The organism is Vibrio glycogenivorans (assembly GCF_051660965.1).
Lineage (GTDB): Bacteria > Pseudomonadota > Gammaproteobacteria > Enterobacterales > Vibrionaceae > Vibrio.
Window position 1 is genome coordinate 675,767 of sequence record NZ_JBPVIS010000001.1, and the last position, 25,192, is coordinate 700,958.

Genomic DNA, 25,192 nt, shown 5'->3' on the forward strand with positions numbered 1-25,192 from the left:
AATGCGTCGCTATTTCCTCAAGTTGACAGAAATAACTTAATAAATATCATAACCTTAACTCCTCACCTATTCGAGAGACAATTAAGTAGCTGCACGTCTTTAGGCAGATGGAATAAACCGACGTGACGCACTTATCCATCTTATTCTTTGGGTTATTAAGATTTGGTTGCTTTTCAGTCACTAATCAACCAAAGCGTGGGGGAATGTTTGCCTCGGTCTTGTCCAACTAACCCTTAAGTTAACTTTTCCACCCCGTAGTTTAACCACCAAAAGCACCCTCTCATTTTCGCGACACACTGGCCAATCTGACCTACCCTTAGTTCCAGGCCTAGGTTTATCTGTTTACCTATCATCCCACTTGCAGCGCACAGGAGTAACGATATGGTTCAGCGGTCACAACGTCAATCCGAAGCAAAATCTGACTTACTTTTACCCAAGCTTTTACAAGGGTCACCCGGTGTCCTAAAGCTCACTCTCCTCGCTGTGTGCGTCACCCTTGCGGGGTGTAATGAAGAGAGTGACAGCAACGACGGACGTGAGGACGATTGCCAATATTACAATGACGCCGGCGATTGTGAGGATGGCAGCGGCGGTGAAGGTGGTAGTGGCGGTGATGGTGATGGTGATGGTGACGGCGACGGTGACGGCGGTAGTGGCGGTGACGGCGACGGAGACGGCGGTGGCAGTGGTGGCGACAACGACTGTGAGGTGTTTGAGTGTGATGAGAATGAACGCCCAACGCTAACCCTAGCCGTTAGCAGCACCGCGATTGACCATTATCAAACTCTGCAGATAAGTGCCGATGTCGATGATGCCGATGGTGCCATTGCCGGCGTGATCTTTTACTTAGATGGCTACGAGTTAGAGAGGGACACCAGTGCACCCTACGCAATAGATTACGTTCCGCCGGTTGGTGAACAACGATTCAGTGCTATCGCGTTTGATAATGATGGCGCCGCTTCGCTTGAGGATCAGGAAATCGTCACAGTGGCCCCCATCGTGTGGAGTGACCAAGGCACCACCGGAAACAGTGTCCGCTCACTTAAGGTCAACACCGAACACCCATATCTCTTTGTCGATAGTGAACTTATCCAGCAGATCCTCTCTTCTGATAAGCAAACCGACCGCACTCGCCTAAGCAGCTTGATCAGCACCTACAACTATTTTGTCTCTGACGGCTCTGATCCCTACGCCTATGTGAGCAGTAAGGTCAGCTCTTTCACTAGCATGGCGAACTTTATAGACGCCTCAATGTATTACGGTATGGAGGCCAACTTTAATCCAACCGATCAGGCCAATATCCATGCCCATGCCTATGCACTCGCCCTACTTGAGGTCGCTGCATCACAATCGGGCGATGACATCCCAAGAGGACGGCTGTTTGCTCTCGGTGCGATTTACGACTGGGCATACACGCAGCTCACTGACACAGAGAAAAGCCAGATACGCCTTGCAATCTTAGAGCAGTATGACGCGATTGATGAAAAATGGAGCTACTACTCGGTGCCTCAGTTCAGTGGTGGCCACAGCCGAGCAGCCAACGTGTGTGCACTGACGGCTTTGCTGGCCATCTTCAATGATGTTGGCCAAGAGAGCAGTGACTTTCAAACTCAGTATTACGCAAAGCTGGCTACAGTGATCAACAATTTCGAGGGGGGGTACAATCCATTCCTAGCCTGGAGCGGGCGCAATGGGGGCAGCGAGAAAGCCTGGGCATACGCCACTAGCTACAGCTCTCTGGATGTTAACCTGCTTTGGGAATATGCCACTCAAGAAGAGTCTTGGCTGACAGAAGCAGACGTGGAGCAAGTGTATCTTTACCTGTATGGCTTTCGTAACTTCAACAACTACAGCCACTACGACCCTGGCTACTACAACTTCCCCTACTACGGCGACGCATGGGGCACTGACTACTCTCGTCAGTTCCAGGGTGTACCGATGATGGTCGCGTCGACCTTTTTTGATAATGGCTACGCCCAGTGGCTGTACGAGCAGTTCAATCAGTCAAACTTCTATTGGCACATCTTGTACGCTGACCCTTATCCGATAAGCCCAGTTCACCCGGGCAGCCTGCCGCTTGCGCGACACTTCTACAACTCAGGTCTAGTCGTGATCCGCGACTCCTGGGACCCAGACCAAAACACATTGACGATTTTTAAGTCCACCTCGTTCAACTCAGTCAACCACCATCACCTTGATGCCAACTCGTTCACTATCTATTACAAGGGACCGCTGGCGATCGATTCCGGGGGTTACAACGTGATGGGCGCCTATGCCAGCGATCACTGGTGGAACTACTACACACGCAGCGTTGCCCACAATACGGTGTTGATATACGACCAGACGGAAGATTTTGGCAGCGTCTATCAGCACGGGCAACTGTCTAACGATGGCGGTCAACGCTACCTTCAGTGGGATACTTACCCGACCCTTGAAGATGTAAAGGAGGGAGGTGCAAGCCATATCGACGGTATTATTCATTTTGAAGAGCACAACGACTATACCTACACCATGGGGGATGCGACCAAGGCCTACAGCAGCCACAAACTCGACCGATTTGAACGCCACCTGGTCTCACTACGCGATCATTCAGGTAGTCATCCGGTGGTGATCGTATACGACGTTGTGGTCTCGACTGAGGCTGGATACAAAAAGACTTACCTACTGCACAGCGTCAATCAGCCCGTGATGGTCTCTGAGCCTGATACCGTCCGGATGAGTATCGACACTGGAGTCGATCCCGATGATATCGCCAGCCTTTACCAACAAACCTTGCTACCAACAGGAGGCCCCCTGCAGATTGTCGGTGGCGACAACTACCGATTTTGGGTTGATGATGATGGCAGCTGCGCGGGAAACAGCGCTTGCTCGCCGGTGGGATATAACTATATCGATGGGCTAAATAGTGGCAGCTCAACCGCCTACAACTTAGCACGTGTAGAGGCGGGCAACTGGCGAGTTGAGGTATCCCCCACCAGCGCGAATCTTGAGGATCGCTTCTTAAACGTGTTGAGCATCGCTGATGGCAATTCAAGCAGCGGTCAAGTCGAGGCGGCTTATCTCTCATCAGAACAGTTGGACGCCGCCTTAATCTCAGCCGATGAAGAAAAGCACACCTTGGTTGTGTTTGCCAAGCAGCAAGACGGTCTCAACCAATCGATAGAGCTCGATGTAGTGACTAACCAGACATACTCTGACGTACTGTTTATTGGTCTTGCGCCAAGCACTCGCTATGAGGTGACAGATAGCTACGGCAGTCTCACCATCAGTGAGAACGCACAAGGTCGTTTTTATAGCCATCCACAAGGTACCTTGTACCTCTCCCAGTTCGACATCTTGGATGTCGATGATTGAGTAGAGCCATCTTCCAACGACATGCCTAGTCTTGGCCAACAACAAGGAGATAAATCCCGAGCCCCAATCGTGGTAGCCCCTATCAGCAATTCGCGTTGAAATGGGGCTACCACATCCGGTGCAGCATTAGTGATACATAAGCGAAAAACCTACGATTCTTCAGGCAAAGGTAACCACACTAAACTAAAGTAGGTAAATGCGTCGGTCCCCTGTTGAATAATGGTCGGACAATGCACGCAAAGAGGGAAAAGGATGTCACCAACGAGTCTTTGCACCTCTGGCTAGGCGTGAGCTTTCACTGTTCGCGATAGGTTGTTAGGGTCAGTACATGGGTGTAGGTATGCAACAGGCAGTTTCAAACTCAGATATACTCATTGCCAGCGAGTTAATGGACATTAAAGGTGAGGCCAGACAGTTAGCCTACAACAACGACCGTGATCGGTTTAATCTTCCGCACAATATGGAGACTAATGTCAGACCCGATTTAAACGCTAATCGTATCTTCACCAACGGACAACAAATCGCAATCGCGACCCAATACCCAACAGTCTCGCAGCTGGCTCCCTACCTTGAAATGCTGATGGATAACTACACTCCCGTACTGGTCGTCCTCGCCAGCCATAAGGACATCGAGAGTCACTTCCTGCCCTGCTACTTTGCCCACTCATGCAATTACGGCCCAATTCAAACTCAGGTGAAAAAAATCGGCGAACACTGTTTATCAGATGAAATTGATGTCGATCTGTACAACATCGAGATCGCCCGTTCGCGAGCTTTTGTCAATGTACCAGTCATCCATGTCTATGATTGGCTTGACCACGAAACGGTCTCTGCTCAAACGACTTGTGCTCTTGTCCGCTTAATCGAGGAAAAAATCACCCAAAAGCACGACCACTACAGCAAACTTGGGGCATCACTCACCAAGTCATCGCACAACTTACTGCCTGTCATCCATTGTCGAGCTGGTGTAGGACGTACTGGGCAAGTGATCGCCGCGCTAGCAATGAACAAACACCCAGCACTTGGTCTTGACCGAATTATTCGAGATATTCGCAGGTCAAGAAATGATGTTATGGTACAAACGCTAGCTCAAATGGAAACCTTAGTTGAAATATATGAGCAGCAAAATAGTACTAAATTCAACCTTTCGACGGGTTGACAATTGTAGCAAATATACTTGCGGCAAATAGAATAGTTGATTTCTAAATTAACTGTTCATAGAAAGATTTAATAGCTGCTTTCAAACTGGATCTTATATCAAAACGACCTCACCAAAGACATTAAACTCATCAAATCATACACCTAATTACATGAGCACTAAAAAACTCAGGTTGACAAATACTTAGCAGGCATTCCAAATATTCACACTAACCGACACTATTGGTCATTCTAGCGACTCAAATATCGTCTACTATTTAAGACCACATTTAATTCACGCTACATAATAAAAGCAACCCCTCACCACAAGAATATACTAAATAGCGACGTAAAATTTAGCTCGCATGAACTTAAGTAGTATTTACTCTAGGACAAACATTCAGTCTAAAAATAATACAGTAGTTAGGCACATGTTGTTCAACTCAAGCAGCTGATGATGACAATTAATATTAAACACTAAGCATATTAGGAGCTGAGACCTAATGGCGGTAGCGTGCCAAAGTGGGCGCGTCACTATTGTTAGTCTCAACGCACGATTTGCAGCCTCAATATTCTCAGTGCGTTTAGAAAGCCCCTTCTCGTAGTGAGAATATTTACTCAGAACAATTGATAACTGATAGGTAGCAACATGGAACAGAACGAGACAAACCAGGATCTTGAGAGTCTCAACCAAATCCGAGCCAACAAACCCGGTTTTGGTATTTTTTACCGATTGGTCGATATGATTGTTATCGGGCTAACCTTATATATCTCAGCTAGGCTGTATACTGGCAGTGTCGATGTTGAGTTTGTGATTGTCGGCGCTTTTGGTATTTTGTGCTTCCTGCTAGTGGCAGAATCCAGTGATTTGTACCGCTGTTGGCAAAACATCTCTTTCCGTGATCATGCTATTGTCACTTTGATCCCTTGGGTTATCACTGCCTTTATCCTCGCGATGCTGGGCTACTTTACCAAAACTGGGGCCATCTTTTCGCGGGTAGTTATTGGTGTCTGGTTACTCACCACTCCCTGCCTGCTGCTCGGTTGGCGCTTTATTGTGCGAACCCTGGTTTGTCACCTATATCAAAAAGGTATGTATGCACAGCGAGCGGCGATAATCGGAGTCACAACCGGCGGCTGCGAGTTAGCCAAAGAGCTACAACATCATGACAACTCAGGTATCAATCTGGTTGGTTTTTTCGACGAACGCTCTCCAGAGCGCGTTGAGACTGAGCTTAACCAGTTGCTACCCGCAGAGCTATGCGGCACTATCGAAGACGCCCTGGACCGAGCCAAGCAAGGCGAGCTGCAGCAGATCTACATCGCCATGCCCTTATATGCGCGAGATCGGATAAAACAACTGCTGGCGCGCTTCTCCGATACCACGGCTAACACCTACTTGATTCCCGACTTTTTTGATTACCGCTTGCTGTATTCACGCTGGGTCAATATCGGTAAAGTTCAAGTGCTCAGTGTTTATGACACGCCGTTCAACGGTTTTTCAGCATTTATTAAGCGCGCTGAGGATATCGTCCTGTCTACTGTGATACTGACTTTGATCTCACCTGTTTTGTTGGCCGTTGCGGTTGGTGTCAAACTCTCCTCTCCTGGACCTGTCATCTTTAAGCAAGACCGTTATGGCTTGGATGGAAAACGGATTAAAGTTTGGAAGTTTCGCTCAATGAACTGTACTGATAACGGTAACACCGTCAAGCAAGCCACTAAAAATGACCCGAGAGTGACTCGTTTTGGCGCTTTTATCCGTCGCACGTCACTCGATGAACTCCCTCAGTTTTTCAACGTTTTACAAGGAACTATGTCAATAGTAGGGCCTAGACCACACGCCGTCGCCCATAATGAGGAATATCGTACTATTGTTGAGAGGTACATGCTGCGTCATAAGGTGAAACCCGGGATCACCGGTTGGGCACAAATCAACGGCTTCCGCGGCGAAACTGACACCCTAAATAAAATGGAAAGTAGGGTGAAGTATGACCTAGCTTATATAGAGCGTTGGTCACTTTTGATGGATCTTAAAATTATCCTTGCCACGATCCATAAGGGGTTTACCGACGACGTCGCATACTAAACAACTATAAAGTGGGTCGGTTATGGACAAAAAAAACGTTAAGGAAAACAGGGTTTATTGGACAAAAGTTTATGGGGCAAAAGTTCAGTTGGCAATCATCGGATTAGCCGCAATGCCAAGCTGGGCAGCAGTATCACCTGCGCCGTACACCACCGAGCTAGGTATTGACATTATCCCGCAAGTATCGACTTCCTTGCAGTATAACGACAACGTCACCAACGAGCTCAGAAGCAGTGATCAGATATCTTCAAGTGTATTCATTATCACACCATCTGTTAGGGCGGTCGCTGAGCGTGGGAAGCAAACCTACAGCGCAGAGTATGTGCTGAGCAGCGGCACTTACTTTAGCAGTAGCGAGGATAACTACCTCGACCATAGGATCATTCTTGATGCCGAGTGGGATATCAACATTCGCAACGACCTGTACATCAATTATGAGTACAACCTCAGTCATGAAGAGCGCGGGACCAGCATTACCGAGGGCAGTGAACCGGGCGACATTAATTTCTTTGGTGAGCCATTAGAGTACTCCACTAACCACATCGACTTGACCTACGGCTACGGCGCTGATGGCGCACGTGGAAGAGTTGAGGCAACCGTGGGCTACTCTGACCGTCGCTATCAGAACTTTACCGAGCTTACGCGTTTCCGAGATTACGACCAAACTCACATTGAGGGGATTTTTTACGTTAGGGTGCGTCCAGCGACAAGGGTTTTCGCCAATATCCTCAGAGAGGATCGCGAATACAAATCCACCCCAACTGACGGGCTCGACTTGAGCAGCGACACCATGTACTACTATGCTGGCGCTGAGTGGGATGTCACTGAGAAAACCACAGGCCGAGTGCGCTTGGGTTTACAGGACAAACAATTCGATGACAGCGGCCGTGAGGACTTCGACGGCACAAGTTGGGATGCATCCGTCACTTATCTGCCAAGACGCCACTCTCGTTTGGAGTTCGAAGCCTCACAGCGTGCCAAAGACCCAGACCAGTTTGGTGATTTTATTGAAGAACAGCGCTATGCCGTTTCTTGGCGTCATTTTTGGCGCCAGCGCTTTTCAACACTCGCCGGTTTTACCTACCTAGATGAGGAGTACACCGGTGTCAGTCGTGACGACGAGACCAACCGATGGAATGTCGAAGCGACCTATGACCTGCGTCGTTGGGTATCCCTCTCTGTAGGGTGGCGCTACAACGACAAAGAATCAACGCAAGACGGGATCGGTCATCAGCAACATATATGGTACCTCACAGCTGATGTCTCCCTTTAAGGACAGTACACATCACGGAGTATTAGACCCATGTTAAAACAACACCTCGCACTTATTGCTCTCGCCGCTGGTATAGGCGTTCATGCCGCAGGGGCACATGCCAATGAATATGAGCAAAACTACCAGTTGGATGCCGGTGATACGATTCAAATCGAGGTTTATAATGAGCCCGACTTATCGATAGACCAGTTGCTCATTGGGGCCAGCGGTAATTTCGACTACCCGTACTTGGGCAAACTTTTAGCAAAGGGAAAAACTCCAGAGCAGCTGCAACAGGAAATTTACGCAGGATTAGACGGTGAATTTCTCGTCGCGCCAAAAATCCGAGTCAACATCGTTACATTTCGCAATATCTACATCAACGGTGAAGTACAAAGACCTGGAGGATATGAGTACCGCCCAGGCCTAACGGTTGATAAAGCCATCGCGCTAGCCGGTGGCTTTACCGACCGAGCCTCTCGTCGAGGTATCACAATTAATAAACCTAACAGTACCAAGGCTAAGAAAGTCAGCTTAGACACTGAAGTCAAGCCAGGCGAAATCATCGTTGTTGATGAGAGTTTCTTCTAATTCTTTTATTTAAAACTCAACAACCTAGCTAAAAAAGTATGAATTCGGGCTGAGTAAATTAAACCAAAAGTTTTAATTACTCGCCTGAATCTTACTTTTACTACATATCATTCCCTCCCAGTGAAACTAAAATCATATCGTAGCGCCGGACACGGCAAATACACACGATAAACCATGGAAATAATGGTAAACAATGACCATTGAGAAATAAGCATGCTGTCGGTACAACGCAGCCACGGACTTGTGCATCTCATATTTATGGATAAAAAACCATGTTGGATACAAACAAAACAAATATTAGCCGTCAAAATGAGCTTATCGATATTAAAAAGTATTTAAATATACTCAATAAATATCGTAATTGGATTATTTTGATCACGCTGACTGCAGCCATTATCGCGGTTATCGCTGCCATCTCTATCACCCCAATGTATCGAGCCACTAGCGTATTATTAATCGATAACCAGCAGCCAAATATTGTGTCTGTAGAAGATGTTATGGGTATTGATACCAGTCAGCAAGAGTACCATCAAACGCAGTATCAGGTGTTGAGATCCAACCGTATTGCCGAGCGCGTTATTAGCACCCTCAACCTTTCTGCGCTGCCCGAATTCAGTGGTGAAGGTGAGTCTCCGGGCCTAATTAGCCAGGTTAAGCAAAAAGTTTACTCAATCGAGTTCCTTCAACCTTACCTACCTGCTCAGCCAGTACCAACTGCTGCGCAAAAGCAGACCAGTTTAGAGCACCGCGTGTTGGGTCGATTTAAGGAGCGCCTCACCGTTACGCCAATCAAGCAGACCCGGCTAGTCAACGTCAGTTTTGAGTCGCAAGACCCACAACTGGCTGCTCAAGTGGCAAACGAGATTGGCACCGCATACATTAACTCAATCCTTGAGGCGCGTATCAGTGTTACCAACGATGCTTCTGGCTGGCTTGGTGACCGCTTGACCGAGCTCAAGCAGCAACTTGAGGACTCAGAGCAGGCCCTGACCGATTACCTCAAGCAAGAGGGCTTGGTTGACCTTGGCGCTATCGGTGGTATCGACAGCCTGGCGTCGAGCGAGTTATCGGATCTCACCAGCCGTATCGCCGCGGCTAACGAGCGACGCATCGCTGCAGAGGCGACCGCCAGCCAACTGCGTAGCAGTCGCAACTCATCGTCTATCTCTGAGATCTCTCGCCATCCACAAATGCGTGACATCCGCATGGCACAATTTGAGGCTGAGCGTAATGTGTCTGAGCTGTCCAACCGCTACGGCCCAAAACACGACAAGATGGTTCAAGCACAAGCGCAGTTGCAAGCAACACGCCGCAGTGCCAACGCGCTACTCAATCAACTATTGGCTGAGCAAGACAAAGAGCGCCAGGCCGCCTTACAACAAGAGCAAAGCCTCAAGCAGATGCTGGCTGAAAAGAAACGCGAGTATCAACAACTCACGATCAAAGAAGCTGAGTTTAACGCCCTCAAACGCGAAGTTGAAAGTAACCGCCAGCTTTACGATACCTTTTTGACTCGTCAAAAAGAGACCAATGCCAGCGGCAAATTTGACAGCGTTAACGCCAGCTTCTCTGACGTGGCGATTGCGCCGCAGCAACCCGTTAAGCCAAATAAGAGCCTGATTGTCGGCTTAGCGACCATCATGTCTGCCCTGTGCTCCATGTCGGTGGTGCTGCTCTTTGAGGCTCTCAGTGACACGATCGAAAAGCCAGAAGACGTAGAGAGCAAACTTGGCTTGACCCTGCTTGGCTCAGTGCCTCTGGTGAAGTCTCGCCGCCTTGGGTCTAAAGCGCTCGACTCTAACCTGTATTTTGACCCCAAACATCACCCATATACCGAGGCGATTCGCTCGATACGCACCACTTTGCAGCTTAATGCGCACCGACAACACAGTAAGCTCATCACACTGACATCGGCGATCCCAGGGGAAGGTAAAACCACGACCTCACTTAACCTGGCCATCTCGCTTGCTGGCCTTGGCAAAGTGTTGTTGATTGATACTGACCTGCGTTCACCATCGGTTGGCGAGCGCTTTGGTCTCGACCCCAAACACCCTGGCGTATCCAACATCTTGGTTTCAGGGACAGCTATCGAGGAGTGTATCTATCGCGATGAGAAGTCGGGTCTGGATGTACTGCCCGCAGGCTTATTAGTGCCAAACCCGCAGGAACTCCTTAGCTCGAAAAAGCTCGAGACTCTGCTCGAAACAGTGCAGAACCACTATGACAAGATCGTGATCGACACACCGCCATGTCAGGCCGTGAGTGATGCCCTATTGATTGCTCGCTTGACTGGCTCGGTAGAGCTTGTCGTACACGCAGGCTCAACCAAGGTCAACTTGGTTAAGTCAACTATCTCTAAGCTGATCAACTGTGACATCAACATTGGTGGCGTGATCTTAAACCAAGTCGAGAAGAAGCACTCTGATTTGTACAGCTACTACGATGGCTACAGCAACAACTACCAAAAAAGCGCCACGGTGCACAAAATCTCAGGGCAGTAACTGAGGCCGTCGTTGTCAAGGTGTTGCGTGTCGAAGCATCAGTGGCACCTTGATTCATTCACTGATTAAATGGATTTAGAGACCGATGAGTAAGAAAGTACTTTCTGTTTTTGGTACCCGACCTGAAGCGATAAAAATGGCGCCTGTGGTTCAAGCGCTCAAGGACGATAAGCGATTTGATGCCAAAGTCTGCGTCACCGGACAGCATCGCGAGATGCTCGATCAGGTGCTGGATCTGTTTCAAATCACGCCTGATTATGACCTGGATATTATGCGTCCTAAGCAAACCCTTGGTCAGGTGACATCAAATATCCTTCAGGCGCTTGATGCTGTACTTGAGGAATTTCAGCCTGATGTGGTGTTAGTCCATGGTGACACTGCCACCACCTTCGCAGCTTCATTGGCGGCTTACTATCGACATATCTCTGTCGGCCATGTTGAGGCGGGCTTGCGTACCGGTAATATCTACTCGCCATGGCCAGAGGAGGCGAATCGCAAGTTAACGGGCTGTCTGACCGAGTACCACTTTGCGCCGACAAGCACATCACAAGACAATCTTTTGGCAGAAAACATCGACCCTAGTCATGTGCACGTCACCGGTAACACTGTGATTGATGCGCTGTTTATGATCCGCGATCGGATTGAAAATGATAACGATCTTAAAGCCACGTTAGCGGTAATGTTCCCGCAACTAAATCTGGAACAAAAGCTGATCTTGGTCACGGGGCATCGGCGTGAAAACTTCGGCTCCGGTATCGAGCACATCTGTCAGGCACTCGCCACTACTGCAGCTAAACACCCCGATTGTCAGATTGTCTATCCGGTGCATCTCAACCCGAATGTCAAAGAGCCTGTCAATGCGCTGTTGTATGGCATCAGCAACGTGCACTTGATTGAACCACAGCAGTACTTGGCGTTCGTCTACCTGATGAACCAAGCCCATATCATCTTGACTGACTCAGGCGGTATCCAGGAGGAGGCCCCATCGCTCGGTAAGCCTGTCTTGGTTATGCGCGATACGACCGAGCGTCCAGAAGCCGTTGAAGCAGGCACGGTCAAACTGGTGGGCACTGACTCTGACACCATTGCTCATGCTCTGGACCAACTGCTGACAGACCCTAGCGCCTATCAAAGCATGGCGCAAGCGACCAACCCTTACGGGGATGGTAGGGCGACAGAGCGAATTCTCGCTGTACTCGCCGCACGCTAAACACACTTACTCAACCTTTTGTCTCACGGAATAGAGAGCGTTATTATGTCTTTGCCATTCAAAAATGTTTCTGTTATCGGTCTGGGCTACATCGGCCTGCCTACTGCCGCTGTGCTCGCGTCGCGTGGCGTGAATGTGCTGGGGGTTGATGTCAACCCGAACACCGTCGATACCGTCAACCAAGGAAAGATCCACATTGTCGAACCTGATTTGGATATCGTGGTACGCAGTGTGGTTCAGACTGAGAATTTACGTGCCACCACAACGCCAGAGCCAAGCGATGCGTTTTTGATTGCCGTACCCACCCCTATTCTCGATAACAAGCAACCCGACCTCTCTTATGTGGAAGCCGCAGCCAAAGCCATCGCGCCGGTGCTCGAAAAAGGTAATTTGGTGGTCGTCGAGTCCACTTCACCTGTCGGGACCACTGAAATGGTTGCCGAGTGGCTAAAAGACGCTCGTCCAGACCTGTGCTTTCCTTGTGATAGTACTGACCAAGCGGATATTCATATTGCCCACTGTCCAGAACGTGTATTGCCTGGCTATGTCCTGCAGGAGTTGGTCTCTAACGATCGCATCATCGGCGGCCTTACCAAGGCCTGTTCACAGCGCGCGGTCGAGCTGTACAAGATTTTCGTTCGTGGTGACTGCATCACAACAAATGCACGTACTGCAGAGATGTCCAAGCTCACCGAAAACTCGTTCCGTGATGTCAACATTGCTTATGCCAACGAGCTCTCTGTCATCTGTGACAAACTCAAGATCAATGTGTGGGAATTAATCCGACTGGCCAATCGCCATCCGCGCGTCAATGTCCTTAGTCCAGGTCCTGGCGTTGGGGGGCACTGTATCGCGATCGACCCGTGGTTCATCGTCGATAGCTGCCCAGAAGAAGCGAAACTTATCCATCAGGCGCGTCTGACTAATGATGCTAAGCCGCATTATGTGGTGGACAAGGTTGCTCGCCATGCTGAAGAGTTTAAAACCCCTGTGATAGCTTGCCTGGGCGTAACCTACAAACCTGATATCGATGACCTACGCGAGAGCCCAGCGTTACAAATTGTCAAAGAACTTGCTCAGCAGTATGGCAGCAAGATGTACGTAGTCGAGCCTAATATCCACGCTCTTCCCGAAGAGTTGGTGCGTGCTGGGGTTGAGCTCATGCCACTCGATGCGGCAATTGAGGGTGCCAACATCATTGTGGCGCTAGTGAATCATAAAGAGTTCGCTGACATCGACAAGACTCAGCTAACCGCAAAAGTTGTGATTGATACCCATGGAATTATCTAGACCTTGTGTCCACCCGATAGAGCGGGTGTACGTCAATATCGCACTGTTCGCCTTGTGCATGAAGCTGCTGATATCACCTTGGGCGACGGGGGTCTACGAAACGGCCTCCGTCAACAGCATCGCTCAGTTGTTTGATATCTTGATTTTATGCAGTGCTTTGATCTACATCCCTTTTACCTTGCGGACCTTCTCTTTTCTCTACGCGGTGGCCTTGATCTCTGGGCTGACTTTTTGTCTGTCGACCATGATCTACACCGATGAAAGTTTAGTGCGTGCGGTCACGGCTCACCTGCGGGTTTATCTACCCTTAATGCTGTTCCCAATGCTCGCGTCCTATTTTAGCAAGGACTTTTCGCTCGCATCGCTCATCGCTAAGCGATTGTGCTTGTATATCGCGGTATTGACCATCGCGGGCTTGGTATTGCTGCCTGACTCAGGGAACCGTCTTGAGGTATGGCTACCCTCCTATTTTGGCGGACTGCACACAACCGCTTATGTCGCGTTGTCGGTGTTCTTTATTCTGTATGTACTGCACATCAGCAACCAAGTTAGTCTGCGCTTACTCACACTGGCAGGCATTGCTATTCTTGCCACCATCAGTGTGGGCTGGGGGGTGCGCACAGCAACCGGCGCAGGTCTCATTTTCTTGGGACTGCTACTGGCGAGTCGAATGCGCTTTGGCGAGTCGTCCGTATTCGAATCCGTATTACCCATGCTCGGGGTTGTGCTGTTGTTTATCGCCGCCTTTGTCGTAGCAACGCCAGAGTTCGAGTTATTCACCTCTGGGCGCACATCGATGTATATGGAGAAAGTTGAGCAGCTGGGTAACAACGAGCCACTGGCCTGGCTGATAGGCAATGGCGTCGGCAGCGACTTGATCATCACCGAGATATGGTGGTGGGAGGAAAAAGGCGCTCACAGTGACGTACTGACCTTTTTGGTCGAGGGTGGGATTATCTATCTGGGATTGGTGCTGGCCACATTCGCTTGCCTCTATCGCATGTTTGCCCAGTCAGGGGTGCGCTTTATCATTTTGGCGTTCATGTTCACCATTACCTTTAGTAACGGGCTTATCACGCGCCCTCTGCCAGCGTATATCTTTTATATTTCACTGGCACTGGCCTTTGCCTACTTTTATCAAGAAGAACAACATGATCAATAAAATATACCCTCTACTCGCGATCTCATTTCCCAGCGGCTACAAACTGTTTGTGGTATTGGTGGCGACAGTATTAGCAGGTCATGAGGTCGCAAAAGAGTTCTCACAGGGCTTCTTTTGGGTGGCTTTTTTATCGTCATTTACTGGGCTACCGATCGCCTCAATAATGATGTCAAAAGAGTATAAGCTCAGCTTACAGCAGAAATACCTGATCCCGATTATCTTCTCTGTTATTGCCTTTCTGATTGCGTACGCCTTCACCCTAAAAGACGACGGTGCCGCCTACTGTGTCGCCGTATTGCTGTCGACGATTTTTTTATCGCTGTATGAGGTAGCCAAACGCGAGCATCTCAACATTGCGGCATTTAAGCCGTTACTCAAAGCCAGTTTTGCCACCACGTTACTATTTAGCATCTGCGCCTACTTTGTCATCGACAACGCGCCATTATTGCTCACCATGTCAATCTTGCTGTTTTTCCTGCCCCTTTTGTTCATTGATAAGGCCGAGGATGAGTGTGCAAACCAAGCCCCAGCGGTTGGTCACCGGGAAGCAATTTCACACTACTTTAAGTACGCCGCATCAAATATGTTCTCCACCTCCCTGATGTGTTTCGTGCCCCTCGTCTTGATAGGAGAGTTAGGTGAAGATCTTGCGCCTCAGATCACCCAGGTGTTCTATATCTCGGGCGTGGCCTACTTAATCCCGCGCGCAATGTCAGCCAAGCATATTCCCGATATGCGACTCAATGGTATTCACAAGCACAATGTTTACACCTTCTTTTTCTGCATCCTTGCTTTTGCCAGTGTGGCTATTTTCACGGTTTGGCAGGTGGTCCAATACGTCTATCCAGAAAGCTGGTTAGCATTTTTGCTGATTTTTGTCGCCATGCAGGTATCGCAGCTCAGCCTACCCTTTTCAAACGTTCTGCAAGTTTGTGGCCGTTCGAGCACAATAATGAAGATTAATGCCTTTTCGTCGCTATTGCTCGCGCTAGCCAGTGGTCTTGCGTTTTTAACCATGGCTCAGGGCTACGAGCGTGCCTTGTTATTAATGCTGTTGTTTGTTGGCTTTCAGGGCATAAAACTGTATCTCAACCACCATTACGCAGCGCAAATAATGAACCGGAATAATGTGACAAGCACAAAGTCTCAGCAAACAACAACCAGTATTGAGATCAAGCATTCGAAGGGATGATAACCCCGTTAAAACCCCGACATAAGAGACAGATAAACACCAAAGGTGATTATTAACCTAATGACAACATAATGGCCCGAGAAGATTACGCTTGTGCACAATAACTCTGGCCTTAAGTGGTCGCACTAGCACTGGGACCTGAGCGCGACTAACCTTATTGATGTCATTTTACTGACTGCAAGTTTATAGGATATAAATCAATGTTTAAGCAGTTGCCGGTATATACAAAAGATTTTTTTTGGTGGCTACTCAAGGAGAACTACGCCGCCAATTTTATCTATCGTAATCATTTAGGTAAGATTTTTAAGAACTTTACCCCATATCAAATTAGCACTCAGAATCTGCCCATCATTGATAAGGCTGACCTAATGAGCCGAGCAGAGTCTGAGCGGCGGAACAGCCACTTTTTCATTAAGGGCTACACCAGTGGCACGACGAATTCTCCAATGACGGTGTATCGTAGCTATAAATCCGTGATCCTCGAAGAGTACATCGTCAAGACTCACCTTAAGGCACAAGATGTCCCTGTTCGACCTAAAATCGCGGTACTACGTGGCGACAAGGTATGCGATCCAGACATAAAGTCGGCTCCTTACTGGCGAAAAATGCCCTTTACCAAACGACTAATGATGTCCTCTTTCCACCTATCCGAACATACTTTCGGCGACTATTTGGCTGAGCTAGAACGCTACAAGCCAGATGTGATAATGGCTTATCCAAGTACCATCACACCATTAGCAAAAATGGCGCAAAGTATCGGCTGGCAGCCCAGTTGGGACTTGAAGTGCGTATTTACCAGTAGTGAAACCTTCACGGTTGAAAATCAACAGCTGGTCAAAAGTGTCTTTGGCAGTGTATTTGACCACTATGGTCAAGCTGAACGTGTGGCGACCCTTCAGCAGTGCCGCTATGGCAATTATCATGTGCGAGATGATTACTCGATTGTCGAGTTTGTAGAGGATGAGCATGGCACTAAGATTGTCGGCAGTAACGTCCACAACAGCGCTATGCCGCTGCTGCGCTATGACACCAAGGATTATGTCGAGGGGCTGCGTACCGATGGCGGCTGTGCGTGCGGCAACCCTGCCCCTTTTGTTACTCGGATCTTGGGCCGCAATGATGACTATGTGATCCTCGCTGATGGGCGGCGGATCGGCCGTCTCGATGTTGCTTTCAAAGGGTTAAATGGCCTGATTGAGTGCCAGATCGAGCAGCGTCTGAGCGATGAATTGATCATCCGTTATGTACCGCACCAGAATACCAATCTAGTTAAGCTAGAGACCGCGATGGAGAAAGGCCTCCGCTCTAGGCTGGGATCATTGGTCAATCTCAAGTTTGAAGCGACGGAGGAGATCCCTCGCACCGCTTCAGGTAAGTTTCGCTCAGTGATCCGGACCGGGGGCCTATAATGAGACAAACGATTAATCTTATGGTGGGTACTGACTGGACAGGTCAAGGTGGCATCGCCACGGTTGTCAGTATCTACCAAGAAGAGGGGTTGCTCAGCAAACACAACTTCCGCTATGTGGCCAGTCACTCATCTCGCAACACGACCAAGCTCCAAGCGCTGTGGACCCATATGCGCTGCTTACTGACCATTACTGCCTACGCCTTGCGCTACAATATCGGCCTGATCCACGTGCATATGGCCTCTCGTGGCAGCTACATGCGTAAGGCTCAGGTCGTGCGCCTTGGAAAGTGGTTGGGCGCGCGAGTCATTATTCATTTGCACGGTGGTGGCTTTAAAGATTTCTTTGATAAGTGCCCACCAAGAAAACAAGCGCGTATTCGCGAGACCTTTAATCTTGCCGATAAAGTCATTGTCCTTTCAACTCAATGGCTTAAATGGGTACAAACCCTACTTAATGACTCAGATAAGGCCGCCTTGGTCCACAATGCGGTCCCTCAGGTCGAGATCCCGCCGGTTCCGTGCGAAACCATTAATATCCTATTTCTTGGTCGTCTGTGTGGCTATAAAGGTACCGGGGATCTACTGCGAGCGTTCGCCCAGGTTGCACCGCAATTTCCCACCAGTCGTCTTGCGTTAGGGGGCGATGGTGACATTAACGGTTATCAAGAGCTCGCGGACAAACTCGGGATCAACGACCAAGTGATGTTTCTTGGCTGGATCGCAGGCAAAGAGAAAAGTGACTGGATGGCAAGATCGAGCATTTACGTTCTACCCAGCTATAAAGAGGGTTTTCCAATGGGTATTCTCGAGGCAATGTGCGCCAAAATACCCGTCATCTCCTCCACCGTTGGGGGGATTCCCGATGCCATCACCAACAATCAAGATGGCCTTCTGGTCCAGGCCGGCGATACGGACGGCCTCGCCAATGCGTTGAAAGCGCTGTTGGCCAGTGAAGCATTGCGTAATCGAATATCTCAACAGGCGTATCAAAAGTATTGTAATAATTTTAGCCCTTCTGTCGTGATGCCAAAGATAGAAAAAATATATCAAGAGTTGCTTTCGCTATAGTCGTGACAGTGCCTAAGGGATTAAAATAGTACCAAAGCTTGAAATTTATAATCCGGTTTTCCGTTCAAGTCGTATAGCTATACTCGCGGAAGACCATTGCATCAAGAAAATAATAACCGTCACTTTTATAGTGAGTGACCATTATTAAAGTTCCAACTACGAATCAAGGCGAAAATATAACACTTGCGGTAAACGCCAAAATGGAACTGAGAGGCAAACTGAAATGTTCAGAACCATATTTTACACTTGGAGTCACCCCCATATCCAAAGCATTTTTATATCGATTCGTGGATTACTGCGAATGCTGGTTAGGGAGCGTAGTGATACCGATGAGATTTTAGAAAAGGTCATTGATCTCGAATACGACCGCGACGCTATGGATGCCTACAAAGAGAAGCGACTGCGTGAAGCGCTACATAACGCAATTGAAAATACCGAGTACTACAGCCAGTTTCGTCATTTGCTTGTGAGTGAGTCAGACCCCTATGTGATCCTAAAGCAGATCCCCACTATCTCTAAGCAAGATATTGTGAGTAACCCAGGTGCTTTTGTGAACAAAAAGCAAAAAGGGGTGTCCATCAAAAACTGCACCAGTGGTACCAGCGGGATACCTATCACCATTCACCAAGATTTACGCACGGTGAAGATTGAGCAGGCCTTTGTCAGCCGTTATCTACGTCAAGCAGGTTATATCAAGGGTGACAAGCGAGCTTGGATCCGCGCAGAGCTAATTGTGCCACTCAAATCTCAGACACCGCCATACTGGCGTTACTCTTACTTTGAAAACATGATGCTGATGTCCTCGTTTCATCTCAGCAACCAATCGATCCCCTTGTATCTTGAGGCACTAGAGAAATTTGGCACTCAAATAATCCAGGCAACACCCTCATCGATAATGGCTCTAGCCAAGTACCTCGAGGCTAATGACGCATACTATGCAGGTGAGCTAAAGTCGATTATCACCTCTTCGGAATGGCTGCCCCCAGAAATGCGCCACATCGTCGAGGAGCGCTTTAGATGCAAGGTTTTTGATTGGTACGGGCTCTCTGAACGTGTCGCCAGTGCTGGAATGTGCGAACACGGCCGCTATCACATTAACGAAGACTACAGCTATGTCGAGCTAGAAAAAGTCGACGACAACCGCTATGAGATCATCGGCACCAACTTTATAAATCATCTTTACCCCATTTTGCGCTATCGCACCGGAGATTTCGTCACCATCACCAATCAAGGTCCCTGCCAATGTGGCAAGGTTACCCTGAGCTTTGATTACATTGAGGGCCGGCTGTGTGACTACATCACCGATAAGCTCGGCAATAACGTTTCATCTGTTGCCCACATATCAAAAGGAATCCACGGACTGCTGGCAACGCAAATCATCCAGCAGTCAGAAGACACCATTGAGGCACATGTCGTCGTCAATGAGGCCTTTGATAGCCACCAACAAGAGCTACTCATCGCCAAGTGCAAGCTGAAGCTTGGGGATTCGATGAAGGTGATTATTAAAGAAGTTGAGAAGATTCCAAGAACTGAAAATGGCAAAGTCATACAGGTTATTTCTAATATGTAGTATTGCCCTGTCGATTGACCGAGCAATTAAAATAACTCGCTAACTTTTGAACACAATGGACGCGGTAGAATGTTAGACAAGATAAATCAAGATATTCTTGATAATGCTATAAAAGATGACTTTGCAGGTTACGATCCTTTTGATGGCCTAAACAGCACTTATTTAGAAAGTCACCCCAGCCTACGAAGAAGCCTATTTGGATTAATATGGACACAGTTCCATAAGCGCTCGATGGTGAATTTTCGCCCCCTACTCGGTGTGCCAAAAAAACGCAATCCGAAAGGGATCGGTTTGTTTATTCTAGGTCTGTTAGAAAATTATCACACCAGTGGTGATAAGGCCTATCTCTCACAAGCGACTGACCTGGGTGATTGGCTGTTAGAGCAGCGCTGTGACCAAACCATTTGGCAGCACAGTTGCTGGGGCTACCATTTTGACTGGAATGCGCGCGCGTTTTATGTGCCTAAAGGTAAGCCCAACGTGATTACCACCATTTATGTCGCGCAGGCACTCTATCAGTTGGGGAAAGTGACCGATAACCTCAAGTATGTGCGTCCGGCACTCGATGCTGCTCAGTTTATCGCCCAGTCACTGGTTGTCGAGGCGGGGGATGATAGCTATGTCGCTTACATCCCTGGAGAAACCGCATTTGTCCACAATGCCAATTTGTGGGGCGCTGCATGGATGGCCAAGGCTGGAGGCATCACCCATGATTATGCTCTGGTCGAGTCTGCGCTGCGCTGCGCACGCAGCTCGGCTCGTGCCCAACAAGACGATGGCTCATGGGTCTACGGCAGTCGCAGCCATCACCAGTTTATTGATGGGTTTCATACTGGATATAACCTTGAGGCACTGCACCTAATTAAACAAAGCCTCAATATCAGCGAGTTTGATGTGGTCATCAAAAAGGGACTAAATTTCTATCGTCGCGCCCTGTTTGAACAAGATGGCACTGCGAAATACTACAACCAGTCTCGCTACCCTTTGGACATGCACTCTGTAGCCCAGGCTATCTTAACCTTTGTTAAAGTTGGCGGCACGCCACAGGACATTCTATGGGCTGAAAAGGTCTGTCAGCGCTCTATCGATACTTTATACAAAAAGCGTAACCGACGCTTTGTTTATCAAAAGCATGCATTGTTGACCAACTCAGTAGACTACCTTCGATGGACGCAAGCATGGGTCTACTACTCATTTTCATACCTTAGCCGGATTAAATCACAAGGAGCCTCTCGTGAAACGGATCAACTTTCTCAACAGTCCTATGGATGTCGCTAGTATGGGTGAAACGGTGTCGCAGATTGAATCTGCGGTACTGGATGGCTCATTCACCCAACATGTTGTCGTTAATGTCGCAAAGCTGGTCAACATGCAAAAAGATCCTCAACTGGCCCAATCAGTGACTGAATGCGATCTGATCAATATTGATGGCATGGGTGTGGTTTGGGGCGCTCGTTTTTGTGGTCATGATGTCCCAGAGCGTGTGGCAGGTGTGGATCTGTTTCACAACCTCGTTGCTATGAGTGCTGCTCGCTCGCTGCCGATTTTCCTACTGGGTGCCGAAGAAGAGGTGGTGGCGAAAACAGCTCAAACCTTAAGCCAGCAACACCCCGATCTTGTGGTAGCAGGGTACCACCATGGCTATTTTTGGGATAACGAGCAAGCCGTCGTTGATAAGATTCATCGCTCTGGTGCCAAGCTTCTATTTGTGGCGATCACCTCGCCTAAAAAAGAGAACTTTATCAACCAATGGAAAGACCAACTTGGTGTTAATTTCGTGATGGGAGTCGGCGGCACATTTGATGTCGTCGCAGGCAAGGTCACTCGAGCTCCTTTATGGATGCAAAACGCCGGATTAGAGTGGCTTTATCGTGTCATTCAGGAGCCCCGTCGTATGTGGAAACGCTATCTAGTCACCAACACTACCTTTGCCTGGTTACTAATCAAAGAGCGACTGAAAAGCTTTAATTCACCCCCGTCCGCCTCTGGGCAAAACACGGATAGGGTTTAGCGGCGCGATGACAGCACGCACTCACAAGGATGGAGGCACTGCTCATGCTTCAATTTAAAAGCGCTAAACTGGTTGCTGCGATTTTTTTCGCCCTTTTTTTAATCGCATCTCAGTTTAAAAGCCTCGGCTTTTTCGACCCTTTTTTTACCTACATTGAGCAGAGCTTAGGCGGTGACCTAGTGCTGCACTTTGTCGCCACGGGTGTCGTTACTCTGTTTGTCTATAGCGCCTTTGCTCAGTGGCGCTTTAAGCTTGGTAACTATGCGTTTAATCCCGCACTCGCCGTGCTCCTCGTGGCCTTTACTGGTGATGAACTGCTGCAACTATTTTCGGACTTGCGGGACTTTTCCTGGCTTGATCTTGCGGGCAATTACGCCGGAGTCATCTCCGGTATAGCACTGAGTCACCGACTCTGAGCGTAGTCAGCGTTGCTGGTAGACAACAGCAGCACTCTATAAAAATAATAATTTGTATGAGACGTCACGTTGCAAGCCGTGAAGCGTCAGCCAACAGAGCTGCACCTTCACTGTGTATTCACTTTGATTGAGAAAATTTGGTAGGTTCGACATGACGTTGATTAAAGCCATTATTTGGGACCTGGATGAGACCTTCTGGAGCGGGACGCTTTCTGAGGAAGGGATCACGCCGATAGAGAGCAACATTGATTTGGTCAAACGCTTGACCGACCGTGGGATCATCAACTCAATCTCTTCTAAAAACCATTATGACCAGACCAAGCAAAAGCTCGAAGAGTTAGGGGTTTGGTCCTATTTTGTTTTCGCCAAGATTGGTTTTTATGCCAAGGGAAACGCTGTCAAAGACACTATCGAGGCGATGGGGCTGCGCCCAGTGAATGTGCTGTTTATTGACGATAATCATCTGAATCTCAAAGAAGTGCAGACCGTTGTCCCGTCGATTCACACCATGCACCCAGATCAGTTGCCACAACTAGAATCACTGTATGACGTGAAAGGTAAGGATGACCGGGAGCACAGCCGCCTAAACCAATACAAACTATTGGAGCAAAAGCATCAAGCCAAGAGTCATTACGACACTGACTTGGATTTTCTGCGCGACTCCAACATTCATGTTTACCTCAACCCCAGTGTTGAGTCCGATATTGAGCGACTCACCGAACTCGTGTCACGCACCAACCAGCTCAATTTTACCAAGCAGCGTGACTCTCAATTAGCACTGACGACACTAGTACGTTCAGACGATGTTGAGACTTTGAGTGTCAAGGTAGCCGATAACTATGGTGATTATGGCTTAGTCGGCTTTATTGCGTTGAACAAGCAGAATCAGCAGCTAGTTCACTTTGTGTTTTCTTGTCGGATCCTCAACCTCGGTGTGGAGCAATTTCTGTATCATCATCTAGGAGCACCCGAACTCAATATTGTTGGTGATGTATCCGGTGAGTTAGACCGCGACTTTTGCCCAGACTGGATAGCCCTAAGTGAGAATGCAAAGCAGGGTGTACAATCACAGCCAGAGGCCAAGACTCAGCAATTGCGCATACTACTAAAAGGTGGCTGCGATTTGACCCAAATGACCATCTATTTGACCAACAAAAGCGATATTGAAGAGGAAGTTAATTACACTAGCTCGGGCAATATGCCCATTCATCCTGATCACTCTTACATTATGTTGGGCAAAACGCACTATCGTGACAATGTGCCATTCCTACCTCGCTCAGCCTTTGAGTCCCAGCTGTCAGACCCGCGCTTTGACTACGTGATCTTCAGTGTGCTGATGGACTATACCCAAGACCTGTATCGCTCTGAGGATGGCCATATCACACCATTTGCGGGTTATTACCGTCCGCTTAAAACCAAGGGGATTGATGAGCGAGAGGTTGCCCAGCTCGAGCAGTTTTATAAAACGCATACCAACATTGGCCCGATCAGTGGTGAGGAGTTCTATACCAACCTCAACCAACTGCTGGACGTTATCGCACCCAACACGCGCTTAATATTGATTAATGGTGCGGAGGTTGAGCCGCCTTTAAAGGTTGAGCCTGGCTGTGTTGCGAGGCACAAGGAGATGAACAAGGTTGTTGATCGCTTTGTGAGTGAGAACTCTGAGCGGGTTACTCTTGTGGATGTGAGAAAACTCATCACCAGCACCAGTGACTACGCCTATGATATTCGCCACTATAAGCGCAGAGTGTACCAACGCCTTGCTGAGCAACTTTCTGGTGTGATTAACCAGAGCACAAAAACGGGCAACGCCTACCTGCTTTATCTAATGCACAAGCTAAAGAGTAAAGGTGTGGTGCGAGTGCTTGCAGATATGATGGAGCAAGTAAACTACCGCCTAACTCAGTGCTATCAACGCCTGTTATCACGTAACCAAAAGCCCGTAGCACAAAGCCGTAAGCGACCAGAATAGGTCACGATAAAAGTGACCTAATAGCGCGCTGTTAGCCGCGCGCTATCAGCTTAATTCCTAGATAGATACCGATCACTATGCTCGCCACGCTGGCAACTCCTGCAGGTGAGAGAGCCGGCATGGCGACCAGCAGTTGGGTATCATTCCCACCTCCGGCCATCACAGCCCCCAGCCCCATCAAGACGCCAGCCCCTAGGTGTTTGAGTCCAGCTTTGAGACCTGCCAAGCGCAGAGAAAAACTACTTGAGTGCACAGCGGCCACGACCATACCACTGAGCAACACGGCCATCAGCCAAAAGCGTTCACCACTAGGCCACGAATGCTCACTCTGATACCAGAGCGTCGCGCTAATCGAGTTGAGCAAACCACTCGGCGTCCAATGGGGCTCAAACACAAACACCACTCCTGCCATAAGCCCAATGCCCAGCATCGATGCCCATAACTTGCGATGACCTTCTGTCATCCGCCACACCACGACCAAAACAGCAATGGTTAAACCCACCAACACCGCATAATGCGCCCAGCCCGGCATTGTTATTGGCCGCCCAGCGAGGTTATCGGGTAACGTCGCGATCAGTGCTATCCAAGCAACAACCCAACCCGCTATGGTTGCCAGCATCACTAACTCTCCACGCGCTAACCGGCTAATGGTTGACACCCCACAGCCACTATTCACCGCAGCACCAATACCAAACAAAAGCCCGCCAAACAGGGAGTAAAAGCTTGGCCAATAAGCAGTGAAGACGGTGCTTTTATCAAACCACAATCCCACCCCCATAAATAGCCAACCTAGTGTGCCACTGAAAATGATCGCAATAAGAAACATCGGTGCGCCCTCTATTGCTCGCCTTACTCCGTTGACCATACACAGCCCGGTAGACTGCGCTAAGTAGCCTAAGACAAAGATACAAATCATCGAGAGTACAAACAACATAGCCCCTCCGAGCGCTCACCATTATGCTG

The 25,192-nt window shown here is 48.7% G+C and carries 18 protein-coding genes; 17 read left to right on the top strand and 1 reads right to left on the bottom strand.

Annotated features, from left to right (window positions below; genetic code table 11):
* Window positions 1-381 precede the first annotated feature (381 nt).
* The 17 genes from ACSTTG_RS03055 (at window position 382) to ACSTTG_RS03135 (ending at window position 24,229) form a co-directional block, all read left to right on the top strand.
* Window positions 382-3,354, top strand: a complete 2,973-nt coding sequence (locus ACSTTG_RS03055) for a heparinase II/III domain-containing protein (RefSeq protein WP_438473754.1) — start codon at window positions 382-384, stop codon at window positions 3,352-3,354.
* A 340-nt stretch (window positions 3,355-3,694) separates the two neighbouring features.
* Window positions 3,695-4,513 (top strand): protein-tyrosine phosphatase family protein, encoded by an 819-nt coding sequence (locus ACSTTG_RS03060; RefSeq protein ID WP_438458973.1) that lies wholly within the window; start codon window positions 3,695-3,697, stop codon window positions 4,511-4,513.
* Window positions 4,514-5,140: 627 nt separating this feature from the next.
* Window positions 5,141-6,580, top strand: coding sequence for an undecaprenyl-phosphate glucose phosphotransferase (locus ACSTTG_RS03065; RefSeq protein WP_438473755.1), 1,440 nt, complete (start codon window positions 5,141-5,143; stop codon window positions 6,578-6,580).
* 22 nt (window positions 6,581-6,602) lie between these two features.
* Complete coding sequence (locus ACSTTG_RS03070; RefSeq protein WP_438473756.1) at window positions 6,603-7,853, top strand: outer membrane beta-barrel protein; 1,251 nt, start codon at window positions 6,603-6,605, stop codon at window positions 7,851-7,853.
* Between the two features lie 21 nt (window positions 7,854-7,874).
* Entirely contained in the window at window positions 7,875-8,423 is a 549-nt protein-coding gene (locus tag ACSTTG_RS03075; RefSeq protein ID WP_438459272.1) for a polysaccharide biosynthesis/export family protein, read from the top strand.
* 272 nt (window positions 8,424-8,695) lie between these two features.
* Window positions 8,696-10,924 (top strand): GumC family protein, encoded by a 2,229-nt coding sequence (locus tag ACSTTG_RS03080; RefSeq protein ID WP_438473757.1) that lies wholly within the window; start codon window positions 8,696-8,698, stop codon window positions 10,922-10,924.
* 85 nt (window positions 10,925-11,009) lie between these two features.
* Window positions 11,010-12,134 (top strand): non-hydrolyzing UDP-N-acetylglucosamine 2-epimerase, encoded by a 1,125-nt coding sequence (gene wecB, locus ACSTTG_RS03085; protein WP_438473758.1) that lies wholly within the window; start codon window positions 11,010-11,012, stop codon window positions 12,132-12,134.
* A gap of 45 nt (window positions 12,135-12,179) precedes the next feature.
* Window positions 12,180-13,424 (top strand): UDP-N-acetyl-D-mannosamine dehydrogenase, encoded by a 1,245-nt coding sequence (wecC, locus tag ACSTTG_RS03090; protein ID WP_438458978.1) that lies wholly within the window; start codon window positions 12,180-12,182, stop codon window positions 13,422-13,424.
* Entirely contained in the window at window positions 13,411-14,586 is a 1,176-nt protein-coding gene (locus tag ACSTTG_RS03095) for an O-antigen ligase family protein (RefSeq protein WP_438473759.1), read from the top strand. Before wecC ends, ACSTTG_RS03095 begins: the two co-directional genes overlap by 14 nt.
* Window positions 14,576-15,778, top strand: coding sequence for a hypothetical protein (locus ACSTTG_RS03100; RefSeq protein ID WP_438458980.1), 1,203 nt, complete (start codon window positions 14,576-14,578; stop codon window positions 15,776-15,778). The genes ACSTTG_RS03095 and ACSTTG_RS03100 overlap by 11 nt, the downstream gene beginning before the upstream one ends.
* A 200-nt stretch (window positions 15,779-15,978) precedes the next feature.
* Window positions 15,979-17,187 (top strand): phenylacetate--CoA ligase family protein, encoded by a 1,209-nt coding sequence (locus ACSTTG_RS03105; RefSeq protein WP_438458981.1) that lies wholly within the window; start codon window positions 15,979-15,981, stop codon window positions 17,185-17,187.
* On the top strand, window positions 17,187-18,257 hold the full coding sequence (locus ACSTTG_RS03110; RefSeq protein ID WP_438473760.1) for a glycosyltransferase family 4 protein: 1,071 nt from the start codon (window positions 17,187-17,189) through the stop codon (window positions 18,255-18,257). Before ACSTTG_RS03105 ends, ACSTTG_RS03110 begins: the two co-directional genes overlap by 1 nt.
* Before the next feature lie 301 nt (window positions 18,258-18,558).
* Window positions 18,559-19,827, top strand: a complete 1,269-nt coding sequence (locus tag ACSTTG_RS03115) for a phenylacetate--CoA ligase family protein (RefSeq protein WP_438473761.1) — start codon at window positions 18,559-18,561, stop codon at window positions 19,825-19,827.
* 69 nt (window positions 19,828-19,896) lie between these two features.
* The gene (locus ACSTTG_RS03120; protein WP_438473762.1) at window positions 19,897-21,105 is read left to right on the top strand and encodes an aspartate-semialdehyde dehydrogenase; all 1,209 of its coding nucleotides are present in this window, start codon (window positions 19,897-19,899) and stop codon (window positions 21,103-21,105) included.
* Entirely contained in the window at window positions 21,062-21,838 is a 777-nt protein-coding gene (locus ACSTTG_RS03125; RefSeq protein WP_438473763.1) for a WecB/TagA/CpsF family glycosyltransferase, read from the top strand. The genes ACSTTG_RS03120 and ACSTTG_RS03125 overlap by 44 nt, the downstream gene beginning before the upstream one ends.
* Before the next feature lie 44 nt (window positions 21,839-21,882).
* Window positions 21,883-22,254, top strand: a complete 372-nt coding sequence (locus tag ACSTTG_RS03130) for a hypothetical protein (RefSeq protein ID WP_438473764.1) — start codon at window positions 21,883-21,885, stop codon at window positions 22,252-22,254.
* 151 nt (window positions 22,255-22,405) lie between these two features.
* The gene (locus ACSTTG_RS03135) at window positions 22,406-24,229 is read left to right on the top strand and encodes a hypothetical protein (protein ID WP_438473765.1); all 1,824 of its coding nucleotides are present in this window, start codon (window positions 22,406-22,408) and stop codon (window positions 24,227-24,229) included.
* Between the two features lie 31 nt (window positions 24,230-24,260).
* Here the strand turns inward: ACSTTG_RS03135 and ACSTTG_RS03140 are convergent, their stop codons facing one another.
* Window positions 24,261-25,055, bottom strand: a complete 795-nt coding sequence (locus ACSTTG_RS03140; protein ID WP_438459273.1) for a YeeE/YedE thiosulfate transporter family protein — start codon at window positions 25,053-25,055, stop codon at window positions 24,261-24,263.
* Window positions 25,056-25,192: the final 137 nt, after the last annotated feature.